Below are 13,285 nucleotides of genomic sequence, written 5' to 3' on the forward strand. Positions count from 1 at the left end.
GATTGAGGAAAAATAAATATAAACATGTATTAATAGGAATTATTACGAGCTATTACCGAGCTAATAGATTTTTGAATAATTGATTTTAGTGTTTGTGGAGAAAAAATAATGGTTGTAGGTGTACATAAACGTGCTGTAGGCGTATTTTCTACTCGTAGAGATATTGAACATGCGCTTCATGAATTGAAAAATGCCGGCTTTGATATGAATAGAGTATCTGTTATTACGCGGGATGGAGAGCGTGATGACATTGCTGGCGCAGAAGTACGCGATCGCGTTGGTGATAAATCCGATGAAGGCGCTGCGGTGGGAGCAGTTTCCGGTGGTGCTTTAGGTGGATTAACAGGCTTATTAGTAGGTCTTGGTACCTTAGCAATTCCTGGAATCGGGCCAATTATGCTGGCTGGAGCCGCAGCAACCACTTTAGCCACTACTCTTGCTGGAGCAGGTATCGGTGCAGTAGCTGGTAGTTTGCTTGGTGCATTAATTGGTTTAGGAATTCCCGAAGAACGAGCCAGAGTCTACGACGAACGCGTCAAACAAGGACAGTATCTAGTCATCATCGATGGTACTGATGCTGAAATTGCCAGAGCAGAAACAATATTACGTCAGCGTGGTATCGAAGAGTTTGGTATTTACGACCATCCAGATAGCACACATACGACTACAGGTGTTGCTGATCACGATGTTAGCGGCAAATATGCAGTAGGATACTTTTCTCATCGTCCAGATGCGGAAGCTGCAATTAGCGATTTGCGAAAAGCAGGTTTCCCCTTGAGCCAAATTTCTTTAATACACAGAGACACTTCCCGACGGGAATCTTTTCCAGGTATTCATCTAAGCGATCGCTGGGACTCTAACCGCTGGAGACTACCAGATAACCGCACTCATTTCTATAGCGAGCGCATCAATCAAGGCGATTACATCATCGTTGTGAATGGTACAGAAGCTGAAATTCAACGTGCAGCGGCTATTATTAGCCAACACGGAATTCAGCAGTGGCAAATTTTCGATTCAACCGGGTATGCTCCTGGAACTACACCCGTGCAAGCTGGAACTACATCCGTGCAAGCAGCCAAACGCGCAATCGGTGTATTTTCTCATCGTCGAGATGCAGAAACAGCACTTACAGAATTGCGAGATGCTGGTTTCCCGATGAGTAGGGTTTCAATCATTGCCAAAGATGCTGACGGTCATGGTATCGCCGGTGTAGAGAATAGAAACATCGGTGCAGGTAATAAAGCAGACGAAGGTGCAAAAGCTGGTGCAGCTACAGGCGGCGTTTTAGGCGGCTTGACAGGCTTATTAGTTGGTCTTGGAACTTTAGCAATTCCCGGAGTCGGCCCAGTACTCGCAGGTGGCGCAGCAGCTACCGCCATAGCAACAACACTGGCTGGTGGTGCTATTGGTGCAGCAGCTGGCGGTATTGTTGGCGCACTCGTTGGTTTAGGAATTCCCGAAGACAGAGCTAGAGTTTATAACGATCGCTTCCAAAGAGGTGATTACTTAGTAATTATCGATGGTACAGAAGCTGAAATCTACAAAGCCGAACCCATTCTCAACCGTCGAGGTATGCAAGAATTCGGCATATATGACGCCACCGATTTAGGCGAATCTCGCTCAGGTTTCGATAGAGGAACTCATCACACCACAGGAGTTTTAGATCGCGATCGTACCAACTACTCAACGGAAGTTCATAGAGACGATCCCGCTGTAGTTATCGTCGATCGCCGTGAAGACACAATCTAATTAGAATTGGTGAATTCAGAATTCAGAGTTTTCAATTCTAAATCCTGATACCGACGGGATTAATCAAGTTTCTACTCCTGAGTTCTGACTCCTGAATTCTGAATTCAGATTCCTTGCTCCTCACCTCTGCCGTAAATCTCAACAAATTTCATCTGAACTCAAATTAAACATATGCAAAAGCTAACTCCCCTAGTAATTAGTTGTCTTTTAGTTTTTGGTGTTGCTGCTTGCGATAACGTTTCTAAAACAAGTGAATCTGCACCTGCTAATCCTAACGAAGCTGCACAAGCACCAACTGCTCGAACAACAGAAGCTTCTCAAAAAGATGCACAAAGTGAACTCCGTAAAAGACAATTAAATGAGGATATTCGCGCTCGCGAACAACGCAATAATGCCACTGGCGGTGATGCAAATAGAGCCGCAGGTGACTTAGCAAGTGAAGTTCGCTCCAAATTGGAGGCTAATATACCTGGTGGTCAATTAACGGTTAGTGCAGCAGAAGATGGGACTGTCACTGTCGGAGGAACCGTACCCAATCAAGATCAAATTGCTAAGATCGAACGTTTATCCAAAGAGATTAAAGGTGTGAAAGCAGTAGTTGTCAAAGCTACTGTTGCCCCACCAAAAAGCTAACAGCTAACAACTATTTAAATGAGTAGGTAGCCATAAATAAACTTACAGCAGACTTCAAAAAACTAGTGAATTCGACAATCTAAACTAGGTCTGGTGGCAACTCTGCTGTAAATGCTCCTACTCAGCCTTAGTTCTCAGCTACAAGACTCCATTTGGCTACATGAAAAACTCGCTCTCAACTTGAAAAAGCTGATTTTGTATTCTTGAGTACAAACGCGATTAATGGTGCCTCTACCCACTCACCGCCCGCATAAATAACTTTAAAAATTCAAGCGATCGCCATATTATACATATACAGCAATACGAGTTGATTTGGGAAAATTTTTGCACCTTCAGCCAAGATAAAACTTATTCAGAGCCTAATTATCTACCTAAATAAGGCAATTCGTAAACACGCTAAGAGTGGTATACTTAGTGTAATGAGGGTAAATAATTGACAACTGACAACTTTAATTATTATATTTATTGACGCTCAGTCAGTTATAAAAACTCCTGTAATTGCTGAAAACCAAAACTATGGAAACCCGACAGCAGCCACTCGAATCCATTAATCCCTCTTCATTAAAAGCTACCCTAGCACTTGAAGGGACAAATACTACAAATTTGCCAAAGCTACCACCAGCATCGGAACCTGAATGGCAACGAATTAGTAGACAAGTTTTTGAATTTTTCGGACAACTGCCACAATACTTAAGTAGCTTTTTTAAGGACTACAGCCAGGCTCTCATAACTCTGAGTTTAATTTTTGCCGCGCTTGTCACAGCCAAGGTAGCATTAGCAGTTCTGGATGCAATTAATGATATTCCATTACTGTCACCATTTTTTGAATTAGTCGGAATTAGTTATGCCACTTGGTTTACTTTCCGCTATTTAATTAAAGCTTCAAATCGCCAAGAATTAGCCCAGCAAATTCAATTGCTAAAAAACGAATTTGTGGGCGAATAAGTTTGGAAATGATTTGATAGCAATTCTCGCTTTGATAAGGTACAACGTAGGGGTGCATAGCTATGCACCCCTACAAATTTATGTACCTCATGTGATTAGGAATTGCTATAAATCAGAGATCGTTTATAAAGTAAATCTTAGAAGTTGTTTGAAAAGTGGTTGGTTGTGATTTTAATTGCGTTGCTACCCCCCTTAGTCCCCCCTTCGGTGACTCAGCACTGTTTTACGTGAATCTTTTGGATACATCTCAAGATAGAGAAGATGATGTATTTAGAAGCTTAACTCACTTCTCAAGATAGTAGATTGTAAATGGAAAACAGCCTAATCTAGTTCTCGAAGTTATTCAATAGATTCTTTAACGAGGACATAATTTATGACTAATGAATCAGTTAAAAAAGGTATAGATTCATCTGAACGTGCAGAAGTAGATACATACGATCGCGGAATTATCCCCGCTGAAACAGCTGCTCGCAGAGAAAGAGAAGGAGATAAATTCAAAACACTTCCCACAGAAGAAAGAGAAGCAAGTTCAGCTACCGACGACCAAACCAATTCCCAAAGCATACGTACCACTGACGGTTACACCGTAGACAAAGAAGGTTTGTTGAACAACTATGCAGTTGAACCAGAAATGTACTACGAACAGCCTGGTGATGCACGGCAACAAGCGGCAGAAGATACTGCACAACGTGTTGAAGAACTTGAAGATATTAACGAGGACGAAGAAGGTAAGTTAACAGAAAAGGGTGACAAACGCGGTAAAGGCTCAGGAATTGTTTAATTAAAAACCATAATTGAATTTTAGATTTTGGATACTTCAACAGGCTCAGTACAAGTTTTGGATTTTGGATTGCAGATTCCAAACCCAAAATGTCTGAAAAAAACGAATTTATCGGTGAAATAAATCTCAAATTCAAAATTGTTTTACTTTTTCCTGGGTGCAATTACACGTAAAAAGGCTAATAAGCAAGTTTGTAGAGACGTAGCGATCGCTGCGTCTCTACTTTTATGGATAGAGTAGCTAGACAAAAATCAAAAATATTTACTCACCATAGCACTCCTAAATGAGTTATAAACAAAATTTATTGCCTATTGCCTATTGCCTTTTAAACCTTCAACCCCACATAAAATTATTTAATCTCGCCTTCCTTTTACGGATTTATTGGCTTTTGATACATTGGGTTTGGAAGAATTTGTGGCAACCCATGTCAGAACAAAAGCCCTTGGTGATTACCAAAGAAGATGATATATTACCGCTATTTCCACGTTTACCAATTCTCACGAGTCTTCAAGCAGGTTGGCATGGGATTTCACTTGCATACATGTGTCAACCTCCTGCTGCATTCCCTGAAGTTACCACTACCAAGTGGCATTCTTTGATCGTTTTTACTCATGGAGCGCGGGTGATTCATGCTGAACGGCAAATGGATGGACGCAGACATCGTGATGCTGTACTTGGGGGCGATATTCTGATTACTCCCGTTAATGTTGGACACCAGGCGGCTTGGGATGCTGAAGGCGACTTTATTCTACTGGCGATTCAACCAGATATTTTTGCTCGTGCAGTTGACGAAACAGCAGATACCGAACAAATTGAACTTATACCCCACTTTGCCACAGCCGATCCTCTGGTTTATCAAATCGCGCTAGCACTCAAAGGCATTCTGGAAAGTAATCCCTCAGGCAGCCGTCTTTATGCAGAGACGATGGCTAATGCCTTATCAGTACATCTTATGCAACACTATGCTACGCGAAAACCGATATTAAAAACATATAAAAATGGTTTGCCAGCGCGTCAATTACAGCAAGTTATAGACTACATTCACGAACATCTTGACCAAAATTTAGGTTTAGCAGAATTGGCAGCATTGATACCAATGAGTCCCCATTATTTTTCCCAGCTTTTCAAACAGTCTACAGGAATGACTCTTCATAAATATGTAATTCACTGTCGGGTGCAACGTGCCTACGAGTTATTACTCAAAAGAGAAATGGCAATCAGTGAAATTGCTCACTCGGTTGGTTTTGCTAGTCAAAGCCATCTAAATTTTCACTGTAAGCGTTTAATGGGTGCAACTCCGAAAGCAATTCAACAAAGATAGGAAGAATCTGTAAAAAATCGGACGAATTTGCAAGACTCCAGCCCTTGAATTCTCTAAAATTTCCAAAAATAGCATCTTATTTAGAAATATTAAGGATTAGGGAAACTTTTGATTTATGGTGAGAATTGAAACTAAAACCGAGCCAATGACGATCAACTTTGGCCCGCATCATCCCTCCATGCATGGGTGCTTTCGGATTCTTGTTACCTTGGATGGTGAAGATGTGGTTGATTGTGAACCTGTCATCGGCTACCTACACCGGGGTATGGAAAAAATTGCCGAAAACCGTACCAATATTATGTACGTGCCCTATGTGAGTCGATGGGACTACTATGGCGGCATGTTTAATGAAGCTGTGACGGTGAATGCTGTCGAGAAACTGGCAAATGTCACCATCCCCAAACGTGCTAGCTATATTCGGGTAATCATGCTGGAGTTAGCTCGAATTGTTAACCATTTGCTGTGGCTGGGGCCTTTCGTGGGAGACACTGGCGCACAAACTCCGATATTTTACACTTTGCGCGATCGCGAAATGATTCTCGACTTGTTTGAAGCTGCCACAGGCTACCGCATGGTTAACAATAATTATTTTCGCATCGGTGGCGTTGCTGCTGACCTACCTTATGGTTGGGTGGATAAATGCGAAGACTTCTGTAATTACTTTGCACCAAAGATTGATGAGTATGAAAAACTGATTACCAATAACCCGATTTTTCGCCGCCGAGTTGAGGGTATAGGAGTTTTAAGTCGCGAAGAAGCGATTAATTGGGGAATTTCTGGCCCGATGTTACGCGCTTCTGGCGTCAAGTGGGATTTACGAAAAGTTGACCACTACGAATGCTACGACGATTTTGACTGGGAAGTTCAGTGGGATACAGCCGGAGATTGTTTTGCTCGGTACGTCGTCAGAGTTGGAGAAATGCGTGAGTCGCTCAAAATTATTCACCAAGCACTTAAGGGATTACCTGGTGGTGCATACGAAAATTTAGAAGCTAAACGCCTCTCGGCTGGTGCTAAATCTGAGTGGAACGGGTTTGATTATCAGTTCATTGCCAAAAAAGTTGCACCCACATTCAAAATTCCTGAGGGCGAAAACTATGTCCGCATTGAGTCAGGAAGAGGAGAATTAGGAATCTATCTTATTGGAGACGATCGCATTTTCCCTTGGCGTTGGAAAATTCGTCCAGCCGATTTCAATAATTTACAAGTTTTACCCCAATTAATCCGGGGTCAAAAAGTAGCCGATGTTTTCGTCATCCTGGGAAGTATTGATGTTGTCATGGGATCGGTAGATAGGTGAATGGGGCATTGGGCATTGGGCATGGGGCATGGGGCATGGGGCATTGGGCATGGGGCATGGGGCATTGGGCATTGGGCATTGGGAATAGCGGATGAGTCTTTGACAGGACTTACGCAAAATCATCAAAAAACGAACCACAGAGGACGCAGAGGGCACGGAGAAATAAGAGTAAGAGAAAGTTCTTGCGTAAGTCCTATTTGATACTCGGCGACGAGTCTTTGATACTCGTGAATGAGTCTTTAAACTCCATTAATGAGTTTTTGAACTCCACTTTTCTGCTCCCATGCCCCATGCCCAATGCCCAATGCCCAATGCCCAATGCCCAATGCCCAATGCCCAATGCCCCATGCCCAATGCCCTTTTATGGATTAACGTTAATCCGCCCACGACACACTAACTTACCGGGGATCAGGGTTAGTTGTTGGATATCAACATCTGAACCAAGATCGAAACTGTAGGCATGATTGTCTTGAAATAAATCTGTCTGATCATCTTTAATTTGGATATCTGTCAGTTGCAACTGGCGACCATTGACTAAATCTAAGCCCAGAGAGATTTCCAGAGGCGTTGTTTGGCTATTGGTGACTTTAGAACCGAGCAGTATAATTTGGTTGTTCTTAAGAATAATTTCTTGCCAGTTAATGGGTTGTGTTTTTGGGCAATATGTTGGTAAAACTTTAACCAGTAGTTCGCTCAAACCAGTTGATAATAAGCCAGATGAGAGGGAAGCATTAAGATCTTTCTCGTCTATGGTCAAATCGCCAACAACTGGTACTGTTTGTAACAGTCGCAAGGGTTTTCCCTTGAGTATTGAACCGATATTTATCTGAATATTTTCTGCTATTAATTGAATTTTTGTAATTAGGAGTCCTTGATAAACAGCATGACTAGCAAAAATAGATACCGAAGGAATCCGTCCAGAGAGAATTTGGCGATCGCTAGCTTTAATCTCCACTTCTAACTCAGATATCTCGCTGACTTGGGCCCTCAACCACAGCTTTAAAGCTGTTGTGAGTACTTGCGTAATTATTCGGATTTTGTTTACATTTGTTGTTTGAGAATTTTGCTCTGACATCTAACCAATGGAGTTTATGAGTATTTGTTCAACAGCTGACGAATTTAAACAAGCCTTAAATGTAACATTTATGCCTAGTCACTACAAAATGCAAATATCATTTAATAGTTAACAGTAAATCAGTAATTTATACATGGAGGCACGGTTACAAAAAGTTCTTGCTCAATTGGGTATTGCCTCACGTCGTGAAGCTGAAGAAATGATTAGGCGATCGCGAGTGCGGATCAATGGGGTATTGGCACATTTAGGTCAAAAAGTTGATCCCGAAAAAGATGCGATCGCTATTGATGGCAAGCTGATATCTCCAAAGCAGCGCCCAGCCTTGATTTATCTGTTGCTGCACAAACCAGCTGGGGTAGTTTCAACTTGCTACGATCCTCACCAAAGACCAACAGTCTTGGATTTATTACCAAAAGAATTACGCGAGGGTTCAGGTATTCATCCAGTTGGGCGTTTAGATGTAGACTCCACTGGAGCATTAATCCTGACAAATGACGGAGACTTGACATTTGGGCTAACCCATCCACGTCACAGCATTTCCAAGACATATCGTGTTTTGGTGAAAGGACATCCTCCAGAAGCAGTATTGCGGATGTGGCGTCAGGGTGTGGTGTTAGAGGGTAGAAAAACCCGGCCTGCTAAGGTACAGATCGTAGAAAGTTCTGCCCAAGGAAGCTTTTTAGAAATAGTTTTACAGGAGGGAAGAAATCGCCAGATTCGCCGAGTAGCACAACAACTAGGGTACCCAGTAATCCAGCTGCATCGGAGTGCGATCGGCTCAATTCAATTACAAACGCCAAAAGAACCATTTTTGCCAGAGGGTAAATATCGTTTCCTCAAAGATCGTGAAATTCAGTTTTTGCGAGAACAGATCGACCAGGAGCCAGAATTCAGGAGTCAGAATTCAGAATTCAGAATTTAAAAAACATCCAATTTTTCTTGTGGGGTGGACATCTTATCCGCCCCAAACCAAGGGCGGGCGAGACGCCCACCCCACAAGATTGGATAATTTATTTCTTGCTAATCCCTATGTAAGTGGGGCTTGAGATCGCCAGCTAATTTTAGACTGGCTTTGGGGTGACGCTCGATGGCTAGTAAACCTCTTAAGTGCGTCAACCACTTACTAGAAGAAAATCTTCTTGCAATGCTGTTCGCCAAATCGTAGATTTGTTTAGGGGTTTTAAGCCCATTTGTTCTTGATAAAAAGAGCTACAAATTCATTCTGAATTCTGAATTCTGAATTCTTGTTCAAGCAACCTATTAAAGATTTAGTTGAGTTAAGGAGTGTCAGAAGGCATGAAATGGCCAAAAAAGAAAAATAATCAGCAGCCCCCACTTTCATTAGAGCAACAAAGATCTCAGAAGTTGGCAGAAATTGGCGCTCAACTTTGGGCGTTACGTCAAGAACAGGGCCTATCTCTAGAACAAGTGGTTGTATTGACCATGATTCCGCGGCGGTTATTGCAGGCGATCGAAGAAGGTAATTTAAACGATCTTCCAGAACCAGTTTATATTCAGGGTTTGATCAGACAATTTGCCGACGCACTGGGCTTAAATGGAGCCGAATTAGCTGACACTTTTCCGATTAATTCTCCACAAGTAAACTTCCAACCTACGGCGAATTCTTCACCCCTGAATCAACTACGTCCTATTCATCTTTACTTTCTTTACATATTGCTAATTTTATGCTCTGTAAATGGCTTATCCTATTTATTAAATAACGCCGTACTACAAGCCAGTAATATCCCAAGCGAACCACAGCCAAAACAAAAGCCCATTGTTAAACCAGAAATAGGTAGACCAGAATTAGCCGAACCGAAACACTCACCAGAAGTTCAACCTGTCAGCGACACTTCAAGCAGCGTCAAACAAAAAGAGGCTGTACAAATTGGCGTTACCTTGAAAGCGTCATCTTGGATTCGCGTAATAGCTGATGGTAAAACTGCGTTTGAAGGTACTCTACCGGAAGGTACTCACCGGGTTTGGAAAGCCCAAGAGCAACTAACAGTTAAAACTGATAATGCTGGTGGTGTTTTGATGAGCGTTAATCAAGAGAAAGCCAAAGAAATGGGAGAACTAGGCAAAGAAGAAGAAGTTATGATTGCGGCTGCTAAACCCAAGTTTTTGAGATGAGCGGCACTGGGAGGTGTGGGAAGAGAGGGGGCATATATAAATTCTCTTTCTCCCCCATCTCCCCACACTCCCCACACTCCCCATTCCTCAATCTGTTTTCGGGGCACGTCCATTGAGTCTAGTAAGAACTTTTAGCCTTGAGCTTAATTCCTCTGTTAACGCTGCTGCTTGATAGCGCCATCCCCAGTTACCCTCAGCAACACTAGGAAAATTCATCCGGGCTTCGTTTCCTAATCCCAAAATATCTTGCAAAGGAATAATCGCTTGATTGGCTACGGAACTCAATGCTAGTCGAATTAAATCCCAGTGGATGCCTTCAGGACTGATACAACCTAAATAAAGCAATAAATTTTGCTTTTCGTAGTCGTTAGCTGTATTGAACCAGCCAACGGTTGTGTCATTGTCGTGGGTTCCGGTATAAACTACAGCATTTCGCGGGTAATTGAACGGTAAAAACGGATTGCCGGGATCGGAACCAAAGGCAAATTGCAAAACTTTCATTCCCGGAAATTCAAACTTGTCTCGCAGTGCTTCGACCTCTGGTGTAATTACTCCCAAATCTTCTGCTAATACGGGTAGCTTGCCGAGTTTTTGTCCAATCACTTCAAAAAAAGCTTCTCCAGGCGCTTCCACCCATTTGCCATTCATGGCTGTTTCTTCGCCTTGGGGTACAGACCAATAAGCCTCGAAGCCTCGGAAGTGGTCAATGCGAATTATATCTACATAATCCAGCATGGCTTCAAAACGCTGCACCCACCACTTAAAGTCTTGTTTTTGCAATTCCTCCCAGTTATAAACCGGGTTTCCCCACAATTGACCGGTGGCGCTAAAGTAATCTGGTGGGACTCCTGCCATTTGGGCTGCTTCTCCCGTCTCTTCATTTAAGGCAAAAATGTCGGGATGCGCCCAGACATCGGCACTATCGTGAGCTACGTAAATGGGGATATCGCCAATAATTTCTATACCGCGCATGTTGGCGTAGCTTTTCAGGTCTGACCACTGGCGGAAAAATTCAAATTGGATGAACTTGTAATAAAAAATTTCTGCATTCAGGCGGCGCTGCGCTCTATCTAATGCTTCTGGTTCGCGCTTAACAAATTCAGGTTCCCATTTATGCCAGCTTGCTCCTTCGTTAGCATCTTTCAATGCCATAAATAAGGCATAATTATCTAGCCAATAAGCTTTGCTGTCGCAAAAACCTGCAAACTCTCTCTGCTGGATAGGCGTAGCATTAACTTTAAAGTTTTCACAAGCTTTTTTGAGTAGTCCAATCTTGATTGGCACAACGCGATCGTAATCTAATTTGTCTTCTGGAAATGCTGGTAGATTAGCAAAGTCTTCTTCAACTAGCAAACCCTCTTCTATAAGTTTTTCTGGGCTAATCAGTAGGGGATTTCCCGCCATTGCTGAGTAGCACATATACGGGGAATTTCCGTATGCAGTGGGGCCTAAAGGTAAAACTTGCCAATATTGTTGATAGCTTTCTTTGAGAAAATCAATGAAGCGATAGGCTTCTAAGCCTAAATCCCCAATGCCAAATCGACTGGGAAAAGAAGTAGGATGCAGCAAAATGCCACTAGATCTGGGAAAAGGCATATTTAACCTGAATTATAGGAGCAAGCGATCGCCACAACAAAAAGCTACGCGATCGCATCGAATTTATCATGCTATGTTCAGCTTTGAAAGCTGTCCATAGTCGGGGCTGGGGACTGGGGACTGGGGACTAGGGATTAGGGAGAGTTTTTTGGTACCCAGTACCCAATACTTAATACCTAATACTCAATTCCTTATTAATCCAAAATCCAAAATCTAAAATTCCATGTCTTACCGAAATCCTGCACCGACAGTTGATATCATCATTGAACTAGTAGATCGACCTCATCGACCAATAGTGTTAATTGAAAGACATAATTCACCCTTAGGCTGGGCTATTCCTGGCGGTTTTGTGGATTATGGGGAAGCTGTGGAAGTGGCGGCACGGCGAGAAGCCCAGGAAGAGACTGGTTTGCAGGTGGAATTAATTGAACAATTACTGGTGTATTCTGACCCCAATCGCGATCCGCGTCAACATACCATTAGTATTGTGTTTTTGGCGACGGCGACGGGAGAACCTGTGGCTGGAGATGATGCTAAGGGTGTAGGAATTTTTGAGTCTTGGCGTGTGCCGAATAATTTATGTTTTGACCACGATCGCATTTTGCAAGATTATTGGCGATATCGGCATTATGGGATACGTCCAAGGTTGGGGTAAGAGGGACGAACCGCCAAGGACGCAGAGGGCGCAGAAAGAAGAGGGGAGGAGAATATCTGTGACACAAAGTTTTTGTGATTATACTGTGCCAGTGGTATTTAATGGTGCAATATGGATGCTGAGGAATTTTTGGACAGATATGCAGCAGGGATACGGCAGTTTCATAAAGGAAATCGCCAAGGCATAGACCTTAAAGGTGCAGATCTCAGTGAGATAGACTTATTTAGTGCAAATTGGAATGGGGCTGATTTGAGTGAGGCGACCCTGACTAGGGCAAAACTTAATCATACTAGCCTTAGTAGAGCATCTCTAACAAATGCATCTCCAGAAAGCTAAACTTCGGGGAGTCACTTTAGAGAAATGTAATTTATCAGAGGTCGATTTAGCTGAGGCAGATTTAGTCAGGGTTTCTTTCAAAGAAGCAAACCTTAATAAAGCTTGTTTCCAAAGAGCAAATCTTGAAAGAGCCTGTCTTTCAGATTCAAACTTGATGATGGCAAACCTTGATAGTGCAAATCTGAAGAAAGCAAATTTAACTGGGGCAAATATCTATGGGGCAACCTTTAAAGATGCTGACCTAACTGGTGCGATAATGCCAGATGGAGAGGTTTACAAACCGATCGCTTCTCAAATAGAAATCGGTAAACAGGTAGCATCGTTAGAGAAAGTGATATCTATGACTCGTAAAGTAATTCGTACTGATAACGCACCCGCACCAGTCGGCCCTTATAATCAAGCGATCGCCGCTTCTGGTCAATTGTTATTTGTAGCCGGACAAATTGCCATCGATCCCCGCCTGGGTGATGTGGTCTACACTGATGATGTTAAAAAGCAAACTGAGCAAGTAATGGCTAATCTGGAAGCCATCCTCACAGCAGCCGGGGCGACTTTTGAAGATGTGGTGAAAACTACTGTTTTTCTGGCTGATATGAATGATTTTGCGGCGGTGAATGCCATTTATGCTAAATATTTCCCAGAAAATACAGCCCCAGCGCGGGCTTGTGTTGAGGTATCGCGGTTACCTAAGAATGTTTTGGTAGAAATTGAATGTATTGCGGTGATTAGCGGTTAGTACGAACATACATTCTCAGAGGATA

14 protein-coding genes are annotated in these 13,285 nt (G+C 42.7%); 12 read left to right on the top strand and 2 right to left on the bottom strand.

What is annotated here, in order from left to right; translation table 11 throughout:
* Window positions 1-108: 108 nt before the first annotated feature.
* The 7 genes from H6H03_RS14810 (at window position 109) to H6H03_RS14840 (ending at window position 6,930) form a co-directional block, all read left to right on the top strand.
* Window positions 109-1,749 (top strand): histidine kinase, encoded by a 1,641-nt coding sequence (locus H6H03_RS14810; RefSeq protein WP_190955848.1) that lies wholly within the window; start codon window positions 109-111, stop codon window positions 1,747-1,749.
* A 171-nt stretch (window positions 1,750-1,920) separates the two neighbouring features.
* Complete coding sequence (locus H6H03_RS14815; RefSeq protein ID WP_190955849.1) at window positions 1,921-2,382, top strand: BON domain-containing protein; 462 nt, start codon at window positions 1,921-1,923, stop codon at window positions 2,380-2,382.
* 516 nt (window positions 2,383-2,898) lie between these two features.
* Complete coding sequence (locus tag H6H03_RS14820) at window positions 2,899-3,327, top strand: CAAD domain-containing protein (protein WP_190955850.1); 429 nt, start codon at window positions 2,899-2,901, stop codon at window positions 3,325-3,327.
* Between the two features lie 373 nt (window positions 3,328-3,700).
* Window positions 3,701-4,108 carry a hypothetical protein gene (locus H6H03_RS14825; protein WP_190955851.1) on the top strand — a complete coding sequence of 136 codons (408 nt, stop codon included), beginning with the start codon at window positions 3,701-3,703 and terminating at the stop codon, window positions 4,106-4,108.
* Between the two features lie 424 nt (window positions 4,109-4,532).
* A complete protein-coding gene (locus H6H03_RS14830; protein WP_190955852.1) occupies window positions 4,533-5,429 on the top strand; it encodes a helix-turn-helix transcriptional regulator in 897 nt (298 codons plus the stop codon).
* 115 nt (window positions 5,430-5,544) lie between these two features.
* Window positions 5,545-6,729 (top strand): NAD(P)H-quinone oxidoreductase subunit H, encoded by a 1,185-nt coding sequence (locus tag H6H03_RS14835; RefSeq protein WP_190955853.1) that lies wholly within the window; start codon window positions 5,545-5,547, stop codon window positions 6,727-6,729.
* Entirely contained in the window at window positions 6,730-6,930 is a 201-nt protein-coding gene (locus H6H03_RS14840) for a hypothetical protein (RefSeq protein WP_190955886.1), read from the top strand.
* 160 nt (window positions 6,931-7,090) lie between these two features.
* On the opposite strand, the gene H6H03_RS14845 is transcribed toward H6H03_RS14840, so the two are convergent.
* Window positions 7,091-7,804: an LmeA family phospholipid-binding protein gene (locus H6H03_RS14845; RefSeq protein WP_190955854.1), complete on the bottom strand. Its 714-nt coding sequence runs from the start codon at window positions 7,802-7,804 to the stop codon at window positions 7,091-7,093.
* Between the two features lie 133 nt (window positions 7,805-7,937).
* Between H6H03_RS14845 and H6H03_RS14850 the strand changes: the two genes are divergently transcribed.
* On the top strand, window positions 7,938-8,726 hold the full coding sequence (locus H6H03_RS14850) for a pseudouridine synthase (protein ID WP_190955855.1): 789 nt from the start codon (window positions 7,938-7,940) through the stop codon (window positions 8,724-8,726).
* Window positions 8,727-9,100: 374 nt separating this feature from the next.
* Window positions 9,101-9,937 (top strand): helix-turn-helix domain-containing protein, encoded by an 837-nt coding sequence (locus H6H03_RS14855; protein WP_190955856.1) that lies wholly within the window; start codon window positions 9,101-9,103, stop codon window positions 9,935-9,937.
* A gap of 87 nt (window positions 9,938-10,024) precedes the next feature.
* Here H6H03_RS14855 and malQ read toward each other — a convergent pair whose 3' ends face one another.
* The gene (gene malQ, locus H6H03_RS14860; RefSeq protein WP_190955857.1) at window positions 10,025-11,533 is read right to left on the bottom strand and encodes a 4-alpha-glucanotransferase; all 1,509 of its coding nucleotides are present in this window, start codon (window positions 11,531-11,533) and stop codon (window positions 10,025-10,027) included.
* Between the two features lie 223 nt (window positions 11,534-11,756).
* Between malQ and H6H03_RS14865 the strand changes: the two genes are divergently transcribed.
* The 3 genes from H6H03_RS14865 (at window position 11,757) to H6H03_RS14875 (ending at window position 13,260) form a co-directional block, all read left to right on the top strand.
* Entirely contained in the window at window positions 11,757-12,188 is a 432-nt protein-coding gene (locus H6H03_RS14865; protein ID WP_190955858.1) for an NUDIX domain-containing protein, read from the top strand.
* A gap of 111 nt (window positions 12,189-12,299) precedes the next feature.
* The gene (locus H6H03_RS41780; protein ID WP_190955859.1) at window positions 12,300-12,524 is read left to right on the top strand and encodes a pentapeptide repeat-containing protein; all 225 of its coding nucleotides are present in this window, start codon (window positions 12,300-12,302) and stop codon (window positions 12,522-12,524) included.
* Entirely contained in the window at window positions 12,505-13,260 is a 756-nt protein-coding gene (locus H6H03_RS14875; RefSeq protein ID WP_190955860.1) for a Rid family detoxifying hydrolase, read from the top strand. The genes H6H03_RS41780 and H6H03_RS14875 overlap by 20 nt, the downstream gene beginning before the upstream one ends.
* Window positions 13,261-13,285: the final 25 nt, after the last annotated feature.

The organism is Nostoc paludosum FACHB-159, assembly GCF_014698835.1.
GTDB lineage: Bacteria > Cyanobacteriota > Cyanobacteriia > Cyanobacteriales > Nostocaceae > Nostoc > Nostoc paludosum.

Coding starts and splice junctions, on each gene's coding strand:
- H6H03_RS14810 (WP_190955848.1), top strand. CDS start 109: ATGGTTGTAGGTGTACATAAACGTGCTGTAGGCGTATTTTCTACTCGT.
- H6H03_RS14815 (WP_190955849.1), top strand. CDS start 1,921: ATGCAAAAGCTAACTCCCCTAGTAATTAGTTGTCTTTTAGTTTTTGGT.
- H6H03_RS14820 (WP_190955850.1), top strand. CDS start 2,899: ATGGAAACCCGACAGCAGCCACTCGAATCCATTAATCCCTCTTCATTA.
- H6H03_RS14825 (WP_190955851.1), top strand. CDS start 3,701: ATGACTAATGAATCAGTTAAAAAAGGTATAGATTCATCTGAACGTGCA.
- H6H03_RS14830 (WP_190955852.1), top strand. CDS start 4,533: ATGTCAGAACAAAAGCCCTTGGTGATTACCAAAGAAGATGATATATTA.
- H6H03_RS14835 (WP_190955853.1), top strand. CDS start 5,545: ATGGTGAGAATTGAAACTAAAACCGAGCCAATGACGATCAACTTTGGC.
- H6H03_RS14840 (WP_190955886.1), top strand. CDS start 6,730: ATGGGGCATTGGGCATTGGGCATGGGGCATGGGGCATGGGGCATTGGG.
- H6H03_RS14845 (WP_190955854.1), bottom strand. CDS start 7,804: ATGTCAGAGCAAAATTCTCAAACAACAAATGTAAACAAAATCCGAATA.
- H6H03_RS14850 (WP_190955855.1), top strand. CDS start 7,938: ATGGAGGCACGGTTACAAAAAGTTCTTGCTCAATTGGGTATTGCCTCA.
- H6H03_RS14855 (WP_190955856.1), top strand. CDS start 9,101: ATGAAATGGCCAAAAAAGAAAAATAATCAGCAGCCCCCACTTTCATTA.
- malQ (WP_190955857.1), bottom strand. CDS start 11,533: ATGCCTTTTCCCAGATCTAGTGGCATTTTGCTGCATCCTACTTCTTTT.
- H6H03_RS14865 (WP_190955858.1), top strand. CDS start 11,757: ATGTCTTACCGAAATCCTGCACCGACAGTTGATATCATCATTGAACTA.
- H6H03_RS41780 (WP_190955859.1), top strand. CDS start 12,300: ATGGATGCTGAGGAATTTTTGGACAGATATGCAGCAGGGATACGGCAG.
- H6H03_RS14875 (WP_190955860.1), top strand. CDS start 12,505: ATGCATCTCCAGAAAGCTAAACTTCGGGGAGTCACTTTAGAGAAATGT.